This is a genomic window from Sphingobium lactosutens (assembly GCF_013393185.1).
Lineage (GTDB): Bacteria > Pseudomonadota > Alphaproteobacteria > Sphingomonadales > Sphingomonadaceae > Sphingobium > Sphingobium lactosutens_A.
Genome location: NZ_QJQX01000073.1, coordinates 1 through 21,126, shown reverse-complemented (window position 1 = coordinate 21,126; position 21,126 = coordinate 1). Strand labels below are relative to the sequence as shown.

General features: G+C 63.4%; 15 protein-coding genes. 9 read left to right on the top strand and 6 right to left on the bottom strand.

Annotated features, from left to right (window positions below):
- Positions 1-36 precede the first annotated feature (36 nt).
- The gene (locus DM806_RS19670; RefSeq protein WP_179044855.1) at positions 37-1,257 is read right to left on the bottom strand and encodes an MFS transporter; all 1,221 of its coding nucleotides are present in this window, start codon (positions 1,255-1,257) and stop codon (positions 37-39) included.
- Positions 1,258-1,343: 86 nt separating this feature from the next.
- Between DM806_RS19670 and DM806_RS19665 the strand changes: the two genes are divergently transcribed.
- Positions 1,344-2,114 (top strand): AraC family transcriptional regulator, encoded by a 771-nt coding sequence (locus DM806_RS19665; RefSeq protein ID WP_179044854.1) that lies wholly within the window; start codon positions 1,344-1,346, stop codon positions 2,112-2,114.
- Positions 2,115-2,184: 70 nt separating this feature from the next.
- Here DM806_RS19665 and DM806_RS19660 read toward each other — a convergent pair whose 3' ends face one another.
- Positions 2,185-4,491 (bottom strand): TonB-dependent siderophore receptor, encoded by a 2,307-nt coding sequence (locus DM806_RS19660; RefSeq protein WP_179044853.1) that lies wholly within the window; start codon positions 4,489-4,491, stop codon positions 2,185-2,187.
- Positions 4,492-4,583: 92 nt separating this feature from the next.
- Between DM806_RS19660 and DM806_RS19655 the strand changes: the two genes are divergently transcribed.
- The 5 genes from DM806_RS19655 to DM806_RS19635 all read left to right on the top strand — a co-directional run bounded on the left by DM806_RS19655 (position 4,584) and on the right by DM806_RS19635 (position 10,347).
- Positions 4,584-4,892, top strand: coding sequence for an iron transporter (locus tag DM806_RS19655; protein WP_179044852.1), 309 nt, complete (start codon positions 4,584-4,586; stop codon positions 4,890-4,892).
- Positions 4,889-6,502 (top strand): PepSY-associated TM helix domain-containing protein, encoded by a 1,614-nt coding sequence (locus DM806_RS19650; protein ID WP_179044851.1) that lies wholly within the window; start codon positions 4,889-4,891, stop codon positions 6,500-6,502. Before DM806_RS19655 ends, DM806_RS19650 begins: the two co-directional genes overlap by 4 nt.
- The gene (locus tag DM806_RS19645; protein WP_179044850.1) at positions 6,492-6,815 is read left to right on the top strand and encodes a DUF3325 family protein; all 324 of its coding nucleotides are present in this window, start codon (positions 6,492-6,494) and stop codon (positions 6,813-6,815) included. Before DM806_RS19650 ends, DM806_RS19645 begins: the two co-directional genes overlap by 11 nt.
- A 103-nt stretch (positions 6,816-6,918) precedes the next feature.
- On the top strand, positions 6,919-9,039 hold the full coding sequence (locus DM806_RS19640) for a TonB-dependent siderophore receptor (RefSeq protein ID WP_179044849.1): 2,121 nt from the start codon (positions 6,919-6,921) through the stop codon (positions 9,037-9,039).
- Positions 9,040-9,615: 576 nt separating this feature from the next.
- A complete protein-coding gene (locus tag DM806_RS19635; RefSeq protein WP_179044848.1) occupies positions 9,616-10,347 on the top strand; it encodes a LuxR C-terminal-related transcriptional regulator in 732 nt (243 codons plus the stop codon).
- A gap of 322 nt (positions 10,348-10,669) precedes the next feature.
- Here DM806_RS19635 and DM806_RS19630 read toward each other — a convergent pair whose 3' ends face one another.
- Together DM806_RS19630 and DM806_RS19625 are read right to left on the bottom strand one after the other, a co-directional pair.
- On the bottom strand, positions 10,670-12,265 hold the full coding sequence (locus DM806_RS19630; protein WP_179044847.1) for a family 43 glycosylhydrolase: 1,596 nt from the start codon (positions 12,263-12,265) through the stop codon (positions 10,670-10,672).
- A 117-nt stretch (positions 12,266-12,382) separates the two neighbouring features.
- On the bottom strand, positions 12,383-15,235 hold the full coding sequence (locus tag DM806_RS19625; protein ID WP_179044846.1) for a TonB-dependent receptor: 2,853 nt from the start codon (positions 15,233-15,235) through the stop codon (positions 12,383-12,385).
- A 481-nt stretch (positions 15,236-15,716) separates the two neighbouring features.
- Between DM806_RS19625 and DM806_RS19620 the strand changes: the two genes are divergently transcribed.
- The 3 genes from DM806_RS19620 to DM806_RS19610 all read left to right on the top strand — a co-directional run bounded on the left by DM806_RS19620 (position 15,717) and on the right by DM806_RS19610 (position 18,583).
- Positions 15,717-17,138: a pectate lyase family protein gene (locus DM806_RS19620; RefSeq protein ID WP_179044845.1), complete on the top strand. Its 1,422-nt coding sequence runs from the start codon at positions 15,717-15,719 to the stop codon at positions 17,136-17,138.
- Positions 17,139-17,140: 2 nt separating this feature from the next.
- Positions 17,141-17,539: a cupin domain-containing protein gene (locus DM806_RS19615; protein WP_179044962.1), complete on the top strand. Its 399-nt coding sequence runs from the start codon at positions 17,141-17,143 to the stop codon at positions 17,537-17,539.
- Positions 17,540-17,644: 105 nt separating this feature from the next.
- On the top strand, positions 17,645-18,583 hold the full coding sequence (locus tag DM806_RS19610; protein WP_179044844.1) for a DUF4424 domain-containing protein: 939 nt from the start codon (positions 17,645-17,647) through the stop codon (positions 18,581-18,583).
- 169 nt (positions 18,584-18,752) lie between these two features.
- On the opposite strand, the gene DM806_RS19605 is transcribed toward DM806_RS19610, so the two are convergent.
- Entirely contained in the window at positions 18,753-20,309 is a 1,557-nt protein-coding gene (locus tag DM806_RS19605) for a carboxylesterase/lipase family protein (protein ID WP_179044843.1), read from the bottom strand.
- Positions 20,310-20,399: 90 nt separating this feature from the next.
- The gene (gene kduD / locus DM806_RS19600; RefSeq protein ID WP_179044842.1) at positions 20,400-21,125 is read right to left on the bottom strand and encodes a 2-dehydro-3-deoxy-D-gluconate 5-dehydrogenase KduD; all 726 of its coding nucleotides are present in this window, start codon (positions 21,123-21,125) and stop codon (positions 20,400-20,402) included.
- Position 21,126 lies beyond the last annotated feature (1 nt).

Sequence of the window (21,126 nt, the reverse complement as noted above, 5' to 3'; positions counted from 1 at the left end):
CCCGGCCGCAAATGCCGCCGGTGCCCTTGCCGGTCATCAGCCCTGGTTCCGCTTTCCCTCGATATTGGGCAGAAAAGCCGTCAGCAAGCCGATTGCGGGAAGGAAGGCACAGATCCGGTAGACCGTCTCGATGCTCATCCAGTCGGCCAGCCATCCCAGCAGCGCGGCGCCCAATCCGCCCATGCCGAAGGAGAAGCCGAAGAACAGGCCGGATATCATGCCGACCTTGCCGGGCACCAGTTCCTGCGCGAAGACGACGATCGCCGGAAAGGCGGATGCCAGGATCAGGCCGATCGCGACGGTCAGCGGCGCCGTCCAGAACAGGTTGGCATAGGGCAGCAGCAGCGTGAAGGGCAGGGCGCCCAGGATCGAGAACCAGATCACATATTTCCGCCCGAAGCGATCGCCCAGCGGCCCGCCCGCGATGGTGCCGGCCGCAACCGCCGCCAGAAAGGCGAACAGGTGCAATTGCGCCGTCTGCACCGACACGCCGAAACGGTGGATCAGGTAGAAGGTGAAATAGCTCGTCAGGCTGGCGAGATAGACATATTTGGAGAAGATCAGCGCCAGCAGGATGGCGATGCCCCGCCTGGCCTGCCCCCTGGGCAGGGCGATCGCCAGCGACGCATGTCCGCCGGTCTTCAGACGCGACAGGCCGTGATGCCGGTACCAGGTCGCGACATTCCACAGCACCGCGCCCGACAGCAGCGCCAGCAGGGCGAAGAAGGCAAGGCTGGACTGGCCCCAGCGCATCACGACCAGCGCGGCGGCGAGCGGCCCCAGCGCCTGGCCCGCATTGCCGCCGACCTGGAACAGGGATTGCGCCAGTCCATGCCGCCCCCCGGCCGCCATGCGGGCCACGCGCGAGGATTCCGGGTGGAACACCGACGATCCCATGCCCAACAGCGCAGCGCCGACCAGCACCAGCCCATAATCATGGGCGATCGACAGGACGGCGAGGCCCGCCAGCGAAAACAGCGTGCCGCCGGGCAGCGCCAGCGGCGTGGGCCGCTTGTCGGCATAAAGGCCGATCAGCGGTTGCAGGATCGACGCGGTAATCTGATAGACGAATGTCACCAGCCCGATCTGGCCGAAGCTGAGGCCAAGATCGGTCTTCAGGCCCGGATAGATGGCGGGAAGCAGCGATTGCATCATGTCGTTGAGCAGATGGCAGAAGCTGATCGCCACGATCACGCCGAATACCGTGCCGCTCGCCGTTGCCTGGGGTCTTTCTGCTGTTTCGACTATGTTGCGCATTGTCCGTTCCTTTCAGGAAGGGCGATTAGCCTTTTCCTTTTTGTCCCGCTTCGGCATATGGGCCATTCGTTTTTGAGAATGGGACAATGACCGAGCATCGTCGTCCGGATGATTTCGAAGATGTGGCACGGCCCGTGGTCGGGATCGGCAATGACTATCCGCCCTCCTTCGAACTTGCCGAGCACCGGCACCGGCGCGGGCAATTTCTCTATGCGGCGAGCGGCGTGGTCGCGGTCAGCACGCCCGACGGCGCATGGGTGGCGCCGCCGGAACGGGGAATCTGGATACCGGGTGGCACGCCGCACGCCGTGCGGATGGTCGGATCGGTGCAGACCCGCAGCGTGCTGATCGATCCGGCCGCCTGCCCGACGCTTGCCGATGCCTGCCGTATCGTCGGCGTCTCGCCGCTGCTGCGTCAGTTGCTGGTCGCGGCAGCCGATATTCCGGTCGAATATGCGGAGGAGGGACGTGACGGGCTCGTCATGCAATTGCTGGTCGCGGAAGTCGACAGGGCGCCGGTCATCCCGATCGCCGTGCCCTTTCCGCGCCATGCGATGCTGGCGGCCCGATGCCATGCCTTCATGGAACAGCCCCGCGCCACCGTCACGATCGACCAGTGGGCCGACGGCCTGGCGATGAACCGCCGCCGCTTCACCCGTCTGTTCCGGCAGGAAACGGGGATGAGCTTTGCCGAATGGCGACAACAGGCCTGCCTGTCGGTCGCGCTGCCGCGGCTTGCGGAGGGGGAGGCGATCACGACGATCGCCCTCGACCTGGGTTATGATGGTCCGGCCAGTTTTTCCACGATGTTCAAGCGTATATTGGGCGTTCCTCCCAGCCGCTATCGCCCATCCTGACGGGCTTTTCCTTGGGCGGATGGGGCAAAGCCGATCGGGCGGGGCTGCATGTCCCGCCCGATCGTCGGCCTTACCAGTTGAAGCGCAACGATCCCACGACGGTGCGCGGCCCGCCATAATAGCAGCTGTTGAGGAAGGGGCAGGCGCTGATATAGGTCTTGTCGAAGAGATTGGCCGCGTTGACGGACGCGCTCCAGCCCTTCAGCCCGACCTTCGACAGATCATAGCCCAGCATCGCATCGACCAGCGCGAAGCTTCCGGTATGAAAGCGCTGGAAGGTGGTCACGCCGTTGATGACCGCATAGTTGGTCGTGCCGTCCGAACCGGTCACATAGCGCACGCCCGCGCCGAAGCTGAGACCCGACAGCGGTCCCGCGACATTCTGCGCCTTGCCGAAATCATAGGAGAGGAAGGTGGACGCGTTCCATCTGGGGGTGCCCAGCTGGCGGGTGCCGGTGGTCGTCGGCGTGCCGCTGTTCGTGGCGGTCGGCGCGATGGCCGCCGTGCCTTCGGTGATGATCGCGTCGGTATAGCTGGCGGTCGCCACGATATCGAAGCCGGGGATGACTTCCCCGCGACCCTCGAATTCGACGCCGCGCACGCGGGTCTCGCCGATCTGGACGGTCGCATTGGCGGGGATGCCATTCTGGCCTGCGCGCGGGTCGGACACCGGATTGCCCTGCCGCTTGAGCTGGTAGACCGACGCGGTGAACAGCGCATTGATCCCGGGCGGCTGATATTTCAGGCCGGCCTCATATTGATGGCCGGTGATCGGCACGAAGGGCGCCGTCTCGGTCGCCGTCACATAGCGGGTGCCGGCCTGCGGTTCGAAGGATTCCGAATAGCTGACATAGGGCGACAGACCGAACTTGAACTCGTAAAGCGCGCCCAGGCGCATGGTGAAGGCGCTCTGCGACAGCTTCGTCACCGGTGCGGCCCGTGCCGCCGCCGTGGTCGGATTGAGGTTGAGCGAGGTCTGCTCATACCAGTCCTGACGCCCGCTGGCGATCAGTTGCAACCGACCGATCGCCAGTTGATCCTGGAAATAGACGCCGAGCTGGTCGCGCTTGCCATAAGTGTTGGTATAGTTGGGCGACAGGATGGTCAGGTCGAAACTGGGCAGCGTGCCGCCATAGACTGGCGCGAACAGGCTGAGATTGGGGATGCTGGTCAGCGGATTGGCGGTAACGCCGCTGTTGAACTGCTGCACATTTTCGCCGGTGATGCGCTGATAATCGACGCCGACCAGCAGGTTGTGCTGGATGAAGCCGGTGGCGAACTTGGCGTTCAGGTGATTGTCCATCGTCAGCGTATCGAAATCCTCGTCCGCGCCGCCGCCGCCGCGTATGATGGTCGAATAGTCGCTGTTGCGGCTGGCGCCCGTGCCGGTGGTGGCAAAGCCCGACGTGTAGATCTGCCGATAGGACAGTTTGTTGTTCTGATAGCGCAGATTCGAAGCGAAGCTCAGATGTTCGTCGAAATCATGGCGGAAGAAGGCCGCGATCGACTTGGCCTTGTGGTCATAGCGCTCATAGCCCGGATCGCCGGTGTTCATATTGCGCGGCAGGATGCCATACGGGTTTGGCAGCACCGTGCCAGCCGCCGGGGTTCCCGAATAGCCGCCGCCATGGGGCGTATGCTGATAGGTGGCGATCAGGGTCAGGCTGGTCGCCGCATCGGGGGAGAAGGTCAGCATCGGGCTGACGTGCCAGCGCTCGCTGAAGGCGCCCTCGGCCAGATTGTCGCTCTTCTGCCAGCCGCCGACAAGACGGGCCTTTAGCCGGCCCTCGCTGTCGAGCGGCTGGTTGACGTCGCCGGCGAAGCGGAACGTGTCATAATTGCCGACCTGCCCCTCGAACCGACCGAAGGCGGTCGCTTCGGGCATCTTGCTGGTCAGGTTCACCAGACCGCCGGGGGTGGAGTTGCCGTAGAGGACGGAGGCCGGCCCTTTCACAACGTCGATATGGTCGACCCGGTTGAAGTCGATCTGCGGCGTCGAATAGGGACCGGCGATCAGGCGCATGCCGTCAAGGAAGACGCCGGGCGAAAAGCCGCGCAGCACCAGCTGGTCATAGCGGGTCGCCAGCGCGCCGCGCTGGTTGGTCGACACGCCCGCGACATAGCCCAGCGCTTCGTTGATCGACAGCGCGTTCCGGCGGGTCAGTTCCTCGCGATCGATGATGGTGATGCTCTGCGGCGTGGCGATTAGCGGGGTGTCGGTCTTGGTGCCGGTGCTCGCCTTGCTGTCGTTGACGCCGGTGACGATGATCGTGTCGGCGCTCGATTCGGCGGCATCCTCGGCCCAGGCCAGGCCGGGCGCCAGCAATGAAATGCAGGCCGTTGCGGCCAGCAGGGCGGCCTTCCGATAATGTCGCATAAATCCCCCATGTTTGCGAATGATAATAATTCGCGTTTGCCACTAGGGCCATGCTTGGCTATGCGCAACCCCACATGCCACAGGGGACCGGTATGAACCGCCAAAGCCTATTGCCATCTTTCCTGCCGTCGCGCCGTGCCTGGCATATGATCGCGCGGTGCGTCACCGCGCTGGTGGGCGGCTATGCCGCAGCCGCCGGTATCGCTTCCTTGGGCGCACGTTTGCTGCCGATCGCACGGGTGGAGGCAACGCTCTGGGGCATGATCCTCTCCTTCCTGATCCTCGCCTCGTTCGGCCTCTGGGCCTTTCACGAGCGCAGCCTGCTCAAGGTAGCGCTGGTCATCTGGGGAAGCGCGCTGCTGTCGGCGGGCCTCACGATCGCGATCGGGTCGCGGCCATGAGCAAGGCGGCATCGGACGAGAAGGGGTTGCGCCAGTCGATGGCGTGGATCCACACTTGGCTGGGCCTGCTGGCCGGCTGGATTCTGTTCGCCATGTTCCTGACCGGTACGGCCAGCTATTTCCGGCCCGAAATCACCCGCTGGATGCAGCCGGAACTGCATCTCGCGCCGGTGGCCCCGCGACAGGCGGCGGAAACTGCCGTTGCGCATATGCAGGCGACGTCGCCCGACGACCTGCAATGGTATATCTATCTGCCCGACGACCGCACGCCGGAAACGCGCATCTTCGCCATGCCCAAGCCCGACGCCGAGGCGAAGGCGCCGCGCAAGCGCAGGGCGGAGATCAACCTGGACCCAGCCACCGGTGAACCGCTGAACGCGCGGGAAACGCGGGGCGGCGAGCATTTCTACCGCTTCCATTTCCAGCTTCAGCTTCCCCATCCCTGGGGCCGCTGGCTTGCCGGCCTGTGCGCCATCTTCATGCTGACCGCCATCATATCCGGTGTGATCACGCATAAGCGGATCTTCGTCGATTTCTTCACCCTGCGCTGGAACAAGGGGCAGAGGAGCTGGCTCGACGCGCATAATGTCTCGGCGGTGCTGGCGCTGCCTTTCCACGCCATGATTACCTATACCGGGCTTATCACCTTGTTCGTCATGTACATGCCCTGGCCGATCGCGGCCAACTATCCCAAGCCGGCGGCCTTCTACACCGATGCCTATGGCACCGAACCCGACGGCAAGGCGCTGGGCAAAGCCGTGCCGCTCCAGCCGATCGGCCCGCTGGTCGACGCCGCCTCGCGCGAATGGCAGGGTGGGCGTCCGCGCACCATCGTCATCCGCAATCCGAATGACGCGGCGGCGACCGTGACGATCCTGCGCAGCGGCGCAGAACGGCTGAACGCGCGCGGCGAATCCATCACCTATTCGGGCGCGACCGGCGCGAAGCTGACGCAATCGGCGCCGCCGGGACCGGCGCTGACGACCGCCGGCGTAATGCTGGGCCTGCATCTGGGCAATTTCGCCGGGCCGGTGCTGCGCTGGACCTATTTCCTGCTGGGCCTCACGGGTACGGCCATGGTCGGCACGGGTTTGCTGCTCTGGACCGCCAAGCGGCGCAAGCCGGGCGCCAGGCCCTTTTTCGGCTTCCGCCTGGTGGAGCGACTGAACATCGCCACCATCGCCTGCCTGCCCGCCGGCATGGCCGCCTTCCTGCTCTCCAACCGGCTGATCCCGGCCGGACTGGAGGGGCGGGCGGAGCTGGAGGTGAAGGCGATGTTCTGGACCTGGTTCGGGATGGCGGCGCTGGCCCTGCTGCGCCCGGTGCGGCGCGCCTGGGTCGAGGCGCTGGCGCTGTCCGCCGCCGCCTTTGCCGCGTTGCCGCTGGTCAATATGGCGACGACCGATCGCGGCCTGTTCGCCAGCATCGCGGGTGGAGACTGGTTGTTCCTGTCCTTCGATGGAGCGATGATCGCCATCGCTGCGCTGCTGGGTTTCGGCGCGTGGCGTGCGGGTCAGGTCAAGACCGCTCCGGCATCGAAGCGACGGACGCCCCGACCGACCGCCATGCCGGCGGTCGCCCCAGCCCGGGAGGCTGCAGATGTCGCTTGAAACCGGCCTGATCAGCTATGCCGCGCTTGTCAGCTTGGCGCTCGCCGTCAAGAAGCATCGCCCGGCGCCGCCTCTACCGGCGATGCCATCCCCGCGCACGGCCCGGCTGATCGGCTGGCTGTTGCTGGCCGCGGCGCTGATCGTGGCCATATGGCGTGTCGGGCCGTCGCAGGGGCTGGTGGCCTGGATCTGGCAGATGTGCGTCGCCGGCGCGCTCTTCGTGCTGCTCCAGTCCTGGCGATCGCGGCTGGCCCTGACGCTGGCGGTGCCTTCGCTACTTCTCGCGCCATTGCTGATGATGATCGGCGCATGAGGCCGGCGCATATGGTCGGCAGTCGAAAACGGCATGATTGCAATTTAGCTATTGCGAGTCTATAGCAATAATACTAGGCCGCCCTCCACATAATGGGGGCTTTATGAAAACATGCCTGTCGATCTCCAGCAGCCTGCTGATCCTATCCGCCATGTCGTTGCCCGCCGTCGCGAGCGCATCATCCGACGACGCGCCGATGGCGGCAACCCGCGATGACATAACCGTTACGGCCCAACTGCTCGAAGCGCCCATCGCAGCCAAGGCGGACATAGCGCCCCTAGAAAGCAGCCAGGCCATCTCGGTCATTCCCCGCGAATTGCTGGAGGGGCAGGGGGTGCGCCGCATTGCCGATGCGCTCTTCAATGTCGCCGGCGTGTCCCGCAGCAACAATTACGGCTTTTTCGACGGCTTCAACATCCGCGGATTCAATGCATCCACCGGCGCGACCTATCTGGATGGCCTGCTCGACGATACCGGCTATGGCACGTCGGAGATGACGGCGCTGGAACGGGTCGAGGTGGTCAAGGGGCCGGCATCCGGGCTGTTCGGTCAGGGACCGATTTCGGGCATGGTGAACCTGGTCAGCAAGCGCCCGCAGGATCAGGCCTTCCTCGATATGGGCATTGCCGGCGGCTCCTATGATTTCAAGGAAATCACGCTGGACGCCAACGGCCCGTTGAACGAAGCCGGGACGCTGCTGGCCCGGCTGCCCGTGGTCTATCGCGACCAGGATTTCTTCGTCCATCATTCGGGGCAGCGCCGGATTTTCCTGGCGCCTTCACTCACCTGGAAACCGGATGCCGACACGACATTGACGCTGCTCGGCCGCTATGTCGACGACCATATCAATCCCTGGTCCCCGACCACGGCCTATGGCACGGCGCTGCCCAATCCCAACGGCAAACTCAGCCGGCGCCTGTCGATCAATGATGGTGAATATCCGGCGGTCCAGAACAATGACTATTGGAATCTGGGCTATGTATTCGACCATAAGTTAAGCGATGCTGTCGCCATCCACCAGTCGCTGCGCTATCAGGACTTCCATAACAGCTGGGACAACTGGCTGTTCATCACCGGCATATCCGCTGATCGCCGGACAGTGACACGCGCCTTCTATGGCCCTTATGACCAGCATGGCAGATATTTCCGCGTCGACACCAATGCCAGCCTGCGGTTCGATACCGGGTCGCTCAACCATTATCTGCTGATCGGCGTGGATTATGGCCGACGTTCGGCCCATGACACCAACCTCTACGATACCAGCATGCCCTATGCGCTGGACCTCTATGATCCGGTCTATGGTACGGTCAGCAGCCATAATCCCGCCGTTCCGTCGACGACCTATGCCATCCTGTCCAGGCAGCGCGGCATCTATATACAGGACCATGTCAAGCTCGGCGAGGGGCTGACGGTCACGCTGGGCGGTCGCTGGGACAAGGCGATCAGCCGCACGAACAGCAATGGCACGCCCAGCCCGGAAGTGAACGACAATGCCTTCAGTCCGCGCGCGGGCGCCACGCTGGCACTGACCGACTGGGCATCATTCTATGTCAACTATGCCAAATCCTTCAATCCGCAAGGCACTTACAAATCGGCAGACGGTACGCCGCTGCCGCCCGAGCGCGGCGTCAATTATGAAGGCGGCGTGAAGCTGGCGCGGGGCGACGGCAGCCTGACCGGCATGGTCACGCTGTTCCAGCTCACCCGCACCAATGTGGCGACTGCGGACGCCGTGCTGCCCAACGTCTATGTGCTGACCGGCGAACAGCGAACCCGCGGCGTCGAGGCCGAGGCGGCATGGCGACCGGCGCCGGGCATGGAACTGACCGGCGCCTTCACCTATCTGGACGCCATCGTCACAGCCGACAACCGGTTGCAGGTCGGGTCCAGACTAGGCTCCATTCCGCATTACATCGCCAACGCCTGGGGCCGCTACACCATTCAGGATGGAGCGCTGGCCAATCTGGGGGCGGGGCTGGGGGTGCATCATGAAAGCGGCCGGATGGCGAGTACCGCCTCCGCAGTCGTGGGCGCAACCGCACCCTTTGCGCTCAAGGCCTATACGCTGGTAGATGCGGCCTTGTTCTACACGATCGATGACTGGTCGCTGCAGGCCAATGTCCGCAATATCTTTAACGCCCGCTATTTCCCGACCGCGTCCCTGACTCGCACGACCCCCGGCGAACCGCGGACGTTCATGATCAGCCTGAACCGGAGATTCTAGTGGATTGATTTTGACATTTGCATCCCCTGGCGGCTGGGATGGGTCTGCAAATGTCAAAATCGTAAAATCCACTAGAATCACATATTTCTAGTGGTCCGAACAGATTCTGACATTCGTGTGCGACATGGCCTCCAGCGGTGCCGAATGTCAGAATCGGACCACTAGGCGTGCGAACGATGGGATTATTTCGTTACGGCTCCATCTGTCTTTTGATTATCGCTTTGGGATGAGGGGCCTGGTCTTCCGCCAGCGTCAAGGCGGCATGTGATCGCATTACCCGTTCGATCGACCATGTCGCCATTCGCGCCCTGATGCGTTCGGCCGACTTTGGCCCTAATCCATCCTTGGAATGAAGCCGGTGAAGGACAGGGGGAGGATACTTCCCCTGAAGCATCTCATCCCGCTTTGGTACATCCACCAATTTCTTCAGGTGATAAGGGAATCTTAAACTGCTATATTTTTTGATGACAAATTTATGCTAAGTCTAACACCATAGAATCATAAAAATGGGAATATGATAATTCCCTGTATTGGTCGCATGTTCCGTGGTTACCGTCTGTGGGGAGGAAATCGGACATGTTGGACACACAAGTTCATTTGGCCATTGTGGGCAAGAATGAAATTATTCGGGAAGGATTGAGGCGAATCCTGATCGATGAAGATTTTCTGATCGATGATGCCGTTTCCCGGCCGCTCGATCTCGATGGCGAAATGGACGGGGACACGGTAATCGTCGTCGACGCGATCGATATCAATGACGGCCTCGCTACATGTGAAGAAGTGCGGGCACGCTTTCCCAGTTCCCGGATCGTCATAATGGCGGACGAATATGGACTGGAAGATGTCTCGCGCGCATTCATGACCGGTGCCGTCGATGGCTATATCGTCAAGCAGATATCCTGCCGGCCGCTGGCCAGTGCGCTCAGGCTGACGGCGTTGGGAGAAAAGGTTCTTCCGTCGCAGATCGCTGAATCCCTTGGAAAATCGCAATTTTCGTCACTGCCCAATCATTGGAGCACGGGGGCGATCGGCAACAGCCTCTCGACCCGGGAGGTCGATATCCTGCGCTGCCTAGTGGAAGGAGAACCGAACAAGGTCATTTCCCGCCGGCTCCAGATCGCCGATGCCACGGTGAAGGTGCATATCAAGGCCATCCTGCGCAAATTGCGGGTCCGCAACCGCACGCAGGCCGCAATCTGGGCCGTCAGCCGCGGCATGGCGGGTGACGCCAGCGACATGGCATCCATTGCTCCCGTAATGGGTTCGGCAAGGCCGGCCGCCAATCTGAAGCTGGCCATGGCGAACTGAAGAGGGGCTGCGGGTTTCGAGTGCCGTTCCAGTGCCGGCGGTTGGTCGATCGGGTCGATTAACCGCCGGCACTTATTATCGAAATGATCGATAATAAGGATTATGTTAAATCCATCCCTCATCCCAACCGCGCATAAAACCCCGATGGGATTGTCCAGATCGCTGTCGGTTTCACAGCCGCGCGCCTTCAATCCTCACGGATCAGGCTGTGCTGCGCCGTGTCGCGCATCTTCACATACACGATCAGCGAGATCGCGATCATCATTCCTGGCTCCTGCTGCCCTCGGCGGCGTTCGAGCGAGTCTTTGCCGGAAACACGGGGTCAGAGTGCCCGGAACCGGAAATCCCGGAAGCGCGCTTCGCCTGGCCCGGCGGCGTAAAGCCCCGGCCGCAGCATCAGAAATCCGCCGCGCACATTATGATGATATCCCGACACTTCCATGCCCCGGTCGAACCGGCTCCATGTCTTCCCGCCGTCGCCGCTCAGATGATAGGAAACGACATGATGCCGGTTGGTCACTTTCATGGTCATCCGGCGGCCATGGGGATTGGCCGGTCGCCCGCGTTCAATCCCATATTGATGGGTGACGAAGCGGGTCTCGTCGAAGCCCAGCCCGCAATAGAGCTTGTCGTCATAGAAAAGCAGCAGCCCCGCCGTCCCGCCCGGCGCAATCTCGATATCGCACTGGAACTCATAGGCCGGATCACCCGCGATCAGCAGCAGCGGGGAGGAGTCCACCGGCGCCGTTCCCCGTCCCTTCAGGATCAGCGCGCCCTTCTCCACCCGCGCCCGGCTTGCCTCGTCGGGCGCCGGGCGGAAGAAATTCCATTTCGCGCCCAGCTTCAGGTCGCGAAAATCGTCTGACAGCGCCATGCCATGCGGCAAGGCCTGCCCGCCGCGCGGCTTCGCGATGGGCTGCGACAGGTCGCCGCCGGTCATGCGGAACCAGCCGTCGGCGGTCCATTCCACCGGATCGAGCAAGGTCTGCCGCCCCAGCGTCCAGAGGCCATTCTCATAACCATGATAGAGTGCCCACCAGCTCTTGTCCGGCGCCTCGACCAGGCTGGCATGGCCCCGCGACCACCAGCGTTCCTCGGCGCTTTCGGTATGGACCAGCGGATTGTTCGGATGCTGCTCCCAAGGCCCATGGATGGATCGCGATCGCGCGGCAATCACCATATGCCCGGTCGGCGGCCCCGCCGTGCCGCCCACGGCGGTCAGCATGTAGAACCAGTCGCCATGGCGATGGATCTTCGGTCCTTCAGGCGCGAACCCCTCGACATCCCAAGTGTCGGGATAGCGCCAGGGATCATAGACATGCTCGACCGCGCCGACCGTCGACAGCCCGTCGTCGGACAGACGGATGCGGTCGCCGCCCGACAGGAACAGCCAGCGGCTGCCATCCTCCCCCACCGCGTGGCAGGGGTCGATATGGTTGTGCAGCTTCAGGTCGATCGGGTCGCTCCATGGCCCGTCGATGCTGTTGGCATGAATGACGAAGATGCTGTTCGGCTCGGCCTTGATCGGAATATAGAGGAAATAGCGGCCCTTGTGCTTTTCCAGGCTGACTGCCCAGACCGACCCGATATTCCTGGTGAGCGCCGCCCCGCGCGGCTGCCAGTTGATCAGGTCGCGGCTATGCCAGATGGTGATGCCGGGATAGCTCTCGAAGGTCGAGAAAGTCATGTAATAATCCGCGCCGTCCTTCAGGATGGCGGGGTCGGGGCGATCGCCCGAAATCAACGGATTGAGGAAACGCCCTTCGCCCAGATCGGCGATCCGCTGATTGTCCAGGCCGCGTTTCCAGTCGACCGTCTGAGCTGGTGCGGCTTCCGATGCCACTGCCCGCCCGCTTCCCAGCGCAAGCGCGCTCCCCGCAAGAGCGGCTGTCATGGCGTCGCGGCGACTGATGGTCATGATCTCTCCTTCAGAGCATCGCGCGCAAAAGTGGAAACCGGTTTTGCGCAAAAAGCGATGCGGCAACAAAGTCCAAAAAGGCCGGGCCGCCCGTGCAGAGGCGGCCCGGCCGAGCAGTTACAGCTTGAACCGCGCGCCCAGCTGAATGGTGCGGCCGAAATGCAGCTGCTCATAATTGCGATTGGCGTCCAGATCGGTGTAGCGATCGCGATAATCGTCGGTCAGGTTGATGCCCTCCAGCGACAATTCGATCCAGTCGGTCAGCTTGTAGCGGACCGAAGCGTCGACGTTGATCGTGCTGTTATAGCCTTCGAACACATTGCCGGTACCGCTATTCTGGTCGATATATTTGCTGCGATAGCTGGCCGACACGCGGGCCGAGAATTTCTCGTCTTCATAATAGAGCGTGCCGTTGAACGCGCGCTTCGACAAGCCGAACAGCGTGGCGTTGCGCACCGCCGCGATATTGCCGCCGCCCGGCACGATCGCCGGTCCCGACACGGTATAGTCCGCGCTCGAATCCACGAAGGTAGCGTTCACGATGCCGCCGAAATGCGACAGGAAGCCGGGCAGGAAGGTGAAGGGCGCCTGCACCGACAACTCGATCCCCTTCAGGCTTGCGCCCGTGCCGTTGACGATCGTACTGATCGCCCAGCCCTCGGCACGCTCCGGCTGGATCGCCGCGGGCGAGCTTGGCGGGATGACCGACAACGGCAGGCCGGTCGAAGCGAAGGTGCCGGTGATCGTCTGGCTGATCGGGAAGCTCTGCACATCCTTCTTGAATGCCGCGACCGAGAAGACGGACTGCGGCGCGAAATACCATTCGAACGCCAGATCATAGGCGGTCGCCCGGAACGGATTGAGATAGGGATTGCCGAAGCTAACGCGATAGTTGAAGCCGTCGACCGAACCACCCGGCGTCAGATTGCCCAGGCTCGGACGCGTCATCACATCGGCCACCGACGCTCGGATGATGATGTCGCGATGCGGGAAGAAAGCGATGTTCGCCGCCGGCAGCCAGTCCTCATAGGACCGCGACACGCCGACCAGTTGACCATTGTTGAGGCCGGTCGAACTCTGGTCGGTCTTCACATAACGGATGCCCGCATTGGCCGCATATTCCAGCCCGAAAATATCGCCCTTGGCGTCGAACTGGATATAGCCGCCCGTGGTCTTTTCCACCACGCCGCGGGTATTGCCCGCATCGACCGCCAACGCCCGCTCATAGAGATTGGTGTAGTCGGTACCCGCCGCCAGATTGGGCACCAGCCACTGGGTGGTCGTCCCCGCCGGCGCATTCGCGCCCTTGAGCGTATAGAGTTCCGCCAGCGCCGACGTCACCGGCAGGCCATAGATGGCGCCCGGCCCGAACGCGCTGCTCGGCGAGCAGTTCACCGTCCCCAGCACCCGGTCGACGCCGCCATTGCCGCACACCACCGTGTCGCGGGTGAAGCCCTCGGTATCGAAGGAGAAGCGCCGATACACCGCGCCCGCCTTCACCGTGAAGCCATCGGTCACGTCCCATTCGGTGCGCAGCTGCGCGGTGCGGAACTTGTTGACGGTCGACGATGGCCGGTCGCGGATTTCAGCGAGCTGGAAATTGGCCGGATCGGTGACGCTGGTGCCGAAGGTCAGCACCGGACGCCGCATATTGCTATAGTCATAGCTATAGCCCTGCGCATCGCGGTCGTCGAACACCAGGGTGGTTTCGACCGGGATCGACGCGTCCGACTTGGAAAAGCCGCCGAGCAGGGTGAAGCGCAAGCTGTCGCTCACATCCTGATCCCAAGTCGCGCCCAGCTGGTAGAATTTGGTCTGCGACTTGCGCAGATAATGTTCGGTCCGCACCCAGGCGTCGTTCAGCGTCGCCGACACCATATTGTTGTTGCTGTCATAGACCGGGTTCACCACGTCGATCGACCGCTCGTTGGAGCGCAGCAGCACCTCGCCCCATTTCTCCTCGCGTGTCTCGCGGAAGCGGGAGAAGAGGCCGTCGATCGACACCTTGGTCGCGTCCGAAGGCGCCCACTGGATCGATCCGGTCACGCCCAGACGCTCGCGCTCCTGCGCAATCTCGCCATAGCGCGGGATGCGCGGATGGAAGGCGAGCGCCGCCTCGTCGCACGCGGCGCTCGGAATATAGCTGCCGCCGCTATTGGGCGCCGTGAAGCAGCGCGTGCCATCGACGCTGTCGAACCGCGCTTGCGACCAGCGCACCGTATTATTGCCCATCTGGAGTGTGTCGAGCTTGGAATAGGCCGCAGACAGCGCCACGCCCCATTGCCCGTCGGGCGACTTCCACGACAGCAGCCCCGCCAGGCGCGGCCCCCATTTCTTGCTCAGGTCGTTATAGGAGCCGGTCGCCGACCCGACGAACGTAAAACCACTCTTCCCCGCCAGCGGATTGCCGGTGTTGAGGTCCACCACGGCGCCCAGCGATCCTTCGTCCAGCGACGCCTCGGCCGTCTTGTGCACCACCAGCGAGCTGAAAAGTTCGGACGCGAAGACGTTGAAATCGAACGCGCGGTCGCGGTTGGAGCTGGCCCCGTCGGTCGAGGTCGCGACCGTCTCCAGCCCGTTCACCCGGACGCGCGTAAACTGCGCGCCCAGGCCGCGCACGGTGATGGCGCGCCCTTCGCCGCCATCGCGCTGGATCGAGATGCCGGGAATGCGCTGGAGCGATTCCGCCAGATTCTGGTCCGGGAATTTCGCGATATCCTCGGCCACGATCGCATCGACCGATCCCACCGTCTGGCGCTTCAGATTGATGGCCGCGCCCAGAGACTGCCGGAAACCGGTGACAACGATATCGGCAACCTCGCCCTCGGCGGCGGTCTGCGGCGCAGCGTCAGCCTGCGTGCTATCCTGCGCCAGCGCGCCAGTCGACAAAGTCAGCGCCATGGCCGCGAAGGAAGCCCCCGCCAACCAGCGCCGAGCCGCAAATTTATCCTGCTGATTCCGCACGTTCATCCACTCCCTTCCCAAATCTACTCTGCGACGTTGGCGCAGGTGATTTCCGGGCAATCCCGGTCGGAAAGAAGCGCACCTCCCTTTGGCCGCATCCTCTCCCGACCCGCGCGCCGCCAGCTCTGGCTGGTCATTGGCGCCTCGCGGAAACCGGTGTCATGAATGCGCCGATGGATTATATCTGTCAATATGCTCCGATAGCCATTTCTCGCCACCCGCTGGCTGCGGCCCGCAAACCGCTGATTCCACATCAACTATTTTTGAAAGTCGTTCCGAGCGCCCAGACCATTGGAAATGCAGGCAAGACCGGCCAGATCGATACAATGCCGCGCCATCAAAAAGGGCCGGCCAGAGCGTGCAGACTCCGACCGACCCCTTACCCGCATCCCTTTCATGCAGGGCCGGAGACCAGAAGAATGGACACCGGTGTCAGAATTTGTTGCAACGCGCGGGCGAGGATGTCAAGAAAGCTCGCGAGAGGAGAATGAAACTAATGGCACGCCCACTTTTGCCGTTGCTGGCCCTGTTGCCGCTCCAGGTCGCCGCACTGGCTCTTCCCGCCCTCGCTGACGCTGCCCCGCGCAAGGCTGACGCCACCCAACTCGCCTTCCCCGGCGCTGTCGGCTGGGCCGCGACCACGCCCGGCGGACGTGGTGGCCGCATCATCCGCGTCACCACCCTCGCCCGCGACGGCCCTGGCAGCTTCAAGGCCGCGATCGAGTCAAAGGGACCGCGCATCGTCGTGTTCGAGGTCGCCGGCATCATCGACATGGGGCGCGAAACGCTGAAGATCAGCGAACCCTATCTCACCATCGCCGGCCAGACCGCGCCTTCGCCCGGCATCACCCTGATCAAGACCGGCATCGACATCGCCACTCATGATGTCGTCATCCGCCACATTCGCGTCCGCACCGGGGTAGACGGCCAGCCGAAGCTCAGCGGCTGGGAAGCCGACGCCATGTCGACGGTCGGTGCGCATCATGTCGTCATCGACCATTGCACCTTCACCTGGGCGATCGACGAGAATATGTCCGCCTCCGGTCCCCGGTTCGAGGGCAGGACGCCGGAAGAATGGCGCCAGCATACCAGCCACGCCATCACCTTTTCCTACAATATCGCGGCCGAAGGTCTCGCCAATGCCAGCCACCCCAAGGGTGAGCATAGCAAGGGCACGCTGATCCACGACAATGCCAGCGAAATCCTCATCTACCGCAATCTCTACGCCCATAATGTGGAGCGCAATCCGCTGGTGAAGGGCGGCGGTCAGGTCGAACTGGTCAACAACATCCTCTATGATCCGGGCGAACGCGCGGTCCATTATAATCTCATGGCGCTCGAATGGGGCGATCACCCCTATCAGACCGGCAAGATCGCGGCCGTGGGCAACGTCATGCGCGGCGGCGTGTCGACTGCGGCCGGCCTGCCCTTCCTGACGCTTGGCGGCGACGGCGACCTCGACTATCATGGCAAGGACAATATCGCCGTCGACAGGTTCGGCCAGCCGCTCCCCATGTTCGGCCGCTATGGCGAAACCCGCGCAAAACTGAACGAGCTGCCCGCCCCGCCGATCTGGTGGCCCGGCACGCAGCTTCTTCCCACGCGCGAGGTCGAAACCCATGTCCTCGCCCATGCTGGCGCCCGCCCATGGGACCGCGACGCCGACGATCTGCGCGTCCTCTTCTTCGTGGCGGAAGGGCGCGGCGAGATCATCGACGATGAAAAACAGGTCGGCGGCTATCCGAAAATGGCCGAAACTCGCGCACCCTTCGTCGAGGCCGATTGGAATCTCGACATAATGGAACCGAAATCGGGCCGCTATCCCGGCCAGAAGGCGGAAATCGCCGAACATCTGTCCGATCGCGACAAGATGATGCGGCAGGGTGAACAGACGGGAGATCGCAAATGAGCATGACCATGCTTCTTCTGGCCGCGGCCGCCGCATCCGGCGCGCCGCCCATGGCCGTGATCGACGAGAAGGACGTCCGCCGTGAGGAACCGACGCCCCATGGCCAGATCGGCATGAGCACCGCCTATCGCATCAGCGACGCGGTGCCCCAGCCCCGCCGCATGGAGTTCCGCAAGCGCATCCTCCATGTCGGCGCCGCGATCGGCCTCCATCCCATCGCCCATGATGAGGTCTATTATGTCCTCTCTGGCACCGGCGACGTCACCTCCGACGGCGAAACCCGAAAGCTGACCCCTGGTATGGCAGCCTATCTCTATGACGGTGCGGTCGTCGGCATCAGGCAGACAGGGACGGAGCCGCTGGCGCTGATCATCTCCTATCCGGTGATGGACAAGAAGTAGGGATCAGGCTCGCCTCGGCGCTACGGCTGAGGCTGCATAGGAACATATGCCAATATTAGGCTCAATATATGTGACGCCGGCGTCGCAGCGGCCTATCCCAAGCGTATGAAAGCCCTCACAACCCTCGTCCTGTCGCTCCTGCCCGCCTCGGCTCTGGCCAATGACTCCAGCGCCCAACTTGCCGCTGGCGGGCTGGTCCTCACGCGCAGCGACAGGATCGAGATGCAGCGGGAAGATCTGGAAATATCCCGTTCTGCGGTCAATGTCCGCTATGTCTTCGTCAATAGGAGCGGCAAGGACGTCACCAGCCGTGTCGCCTTCCCCCTGCCTCCCGTCGGTGGCCGCGCCTTTTTCGAGGTCGACATCGCCATTCCGGTCGATGCGCCCGACAATTTCCTCGGCTTCACCACGCTGATCGACGGCAAGCCGGTCGCCATGGAGATGGAGCAGAAGGCGATGGTGAACAAGATCGACCATGCCGCATGGCTGCGCGCCCACGCCATTCCGCTCGCGCCACATCGCGGCGATGCGCAGGAAGCGCTGGACCGCCTTTCCGCGCCACTGGGGGACGAGGCGACGAAGCTCGGCCTGATCGACCCGGACGGTTATCCCGGCTGGGAACTGCACACGACCTATCATTGGGTCCAGCATTTCCCTGCCGGCGTGCCCGTCATCGTCGAGCATCACTACCAGCCCTCGGTTGGCGGCACGGTGGGGACGATGCTTGGCTCCGGCGAGGAGCGCGAGACCATCGCCCGCCATTGCGTCGAACCGCCCTTGCTCGCGACCCTGCGCCGCGCAGCCGCGACCGATACGCTCTACACGGAAGAATGGCTGGACTATATTCTCGTCACCGGTGGCAACTGGAAGAAGCCGATCGGCGAGTTTCGCCTGATCGTCGACAAGGAACGGCCCGAGGATCTGGTCAGCTTCTGCGGATCGGGCGTCCGCAAGATCGGCCCGACCCGTTTCGAGATGAAGAAGAGCAACTGGCGCCCCGACAGAGATCTCTCCATCCTCTTCCTCACCCGTCGGGGCGATTGACGCGCGCGGTGTCGCCAGCCTGTCCTATCGGTCCCGAGCATGGTAGAAGCCAGGCGGCTCTTTCACCCGTTCGCTCCACCGCCGCCATGTAGGAAATATGATTTCCTACATTGGGAATATCATTTCAGAATCCACAGGAAATATGCGAAGTTAAGCGCCATATTTCCTATCAACTGCCAGGCTGGATATAGGGCGCCCGCGCGAACAATTCGCGCTCCCAACCCCTCGGATTGTCGGTCGGTCGGCTCTCCACGTCGAACAGCATCGTGGTCCGTCGGTCCAGTCGATATTGCTCCCAGTCCGCCAGTCCGGCGCCATTGGGATCGCCCTGCCGCGCGAAGACCGCAAAGCGCGCCATCACTGCCTCCGACGCTTTCCGCGCTCCCTCCCCGATGCCGGTGAACGACCCCGGCGCATCCAGCGTCCCGAAGGCCAGCGCGATATCCATGGTATGCGGCGCACCGCGCTTCGGCTGGGTCGGCGACTGAAAGTCCACCTGATAGACCCAAGTCGGGGCCTCCGCCCGCGCTCGCGCTTCCGCCTCGATCACCTGCCCCGGCCAGCTTCGCCCGGCCGTCGTCGCGGCATAGAATATCCGCTCCGCCGACCAGTCGGGATAGTGCGCCCGATATTGCGCCACGATCCATTCGGGCGACAGGTCCATGCGCAACTCCCTCGCCATTCGATCGGGAAGATTGCTCCAGTCCAACCCGCGCAGCAGCGGCCCGTCGGGATCAATGAAGGCCCGCGTCTCGTCCAGCGTGTTGCCCAGCATCATCGGGATGGCATTGCCCTGCGACGCGGCGTCAGGCCAGAAGGGATGCCGCTCCAGCCATAGCATGTCGAGCACCGGCCCCATATAGACGCCCCCGCCCAATATCGGATCTTCCGCCTCTAGCCCCTCGACCAGCCGCTCGATCGGCATGGTCAGCAACGGATCGAGATCGCCGGAAGCCACCCCCAGCTTCGCCAGATAGGCGGTCGTCCGGCGCGACGCATTGATCGGCCCACTCGCCGTTACCTGCTGCCCGCTCATGGTGATGGCGCGGTGGAACAGTCCCTGGGCCGCCGACATTGCCATCATCGTCGTGATCTTCGCCCCGCCGCCGGATTGACCGAAAACCAATATGTTGTCCGGATCACCCCCGAATGCAGTGATATGGTCCCGCACCCAGCGCAGCGCCAGGATCAGGTCCAGCTGCCCCACATTGCCGCTATCGGCAAAGCGCGGATCGAGCCGCGCCAGATAAAGATAGCCGAGCGCATTCAGCCGATGGTTGACCGTCACCACCACCGCGTCGCGGCTCGCCAGATGTCGCCCGTCATTCAGCGGATCGACTACGCTCCCGTTGGAATAGGCGCCGCCATGGATATAGAGCATGACCGGCCGCCGGGCGGCCGGCTCCAGCCCCGGCGTCCAGATATTGAGGAACAGGCAATCCTCGCTGGTTGCGTCCTGCTTAGCCTTTTGCGGACAGGACGGCGCGAAGCTGGTGGCAGGCACGACATCGCGCCAAGGCTCCGGCGCAACCGGTGCACGGAACCGATGGTGCGCCGTATCCTGCGCATAGCGCACCCCACGAAACACGCTCAGCCCGCCTTCGCGCGTTCCCCGAATGCGCCCATTGCGCGTCATGACGACCGGATCGCCCCTCGCCGCCCAAGCCGGAGAGGAGGCCAGCGCCAATCCTGCGCCGATCACAGTTCGCCTGTCGAATTCGGGCATTGGTGCTCCTCTACCTGTGGATGCGGGAGGGTTTATCCCTCCTCTTGGGTATCCCTGCCCCTGCTTTCGCAGGAGCACGGCACATTCAGATCAGCGCGCGAGCCATCCGCCGTCCACCGCCAGCGTATGGCCATGGATATAGCCCGCCGCGCTGGATGAGAGGAACACGGCCGCCCCGCCAATGTCGCGGGGATCGCCCCAGCGGCCGGCCGGGATGCGCTCCTGGATCTGGCGGTTGCGGGTCTCGTCGGCCTGCAAGACGGCGGTGTTGTTGGTGGCGATATAGCCCGGCGCGATCGCGTTGACGTTGACGCCCCTGGCCGCCCACTCGTTGGCGAGCAGTTTGGTCAGGCCCGCGACGCCGCTCTTCGACGCGGTGTAGCTCGGCACGCGGATGCCGCCCTGGAAGGACAGGAGCGAGGCGATGTTGACGATCTTGCCGCTGCCCTGCGCCAGCATGTGGCGACCCGCCGCCTGGCAGAGGAAGAAGGTGGTCTTGAGGTTCGTGTCGATCACCGCGTCCCAGTCTTCCTCGGTGAAGTCGACGCTGTCGGCGCGGCGAATGATGCCGGCATTGTTGATCAGGATATCGAGGCCGCCAAGCTTCTCCAGCGTCTCGTCGATGACGCGCTGGACCGGCTCGATGCTGGAAAGATCGGCGGAGACGATCTCCGCCTTGTGGCCCAGCGCGCGGACCTGATCGACGGTGTCCTGCGCGGGCGTGCGACCCACGGCGGCGATGTCGGCGCCGGCGGCCGCCAGCGACAGCGCGATCGCCTGCCCGATGCCGGTGTTGGCGCCGGTGACGATCGCCACC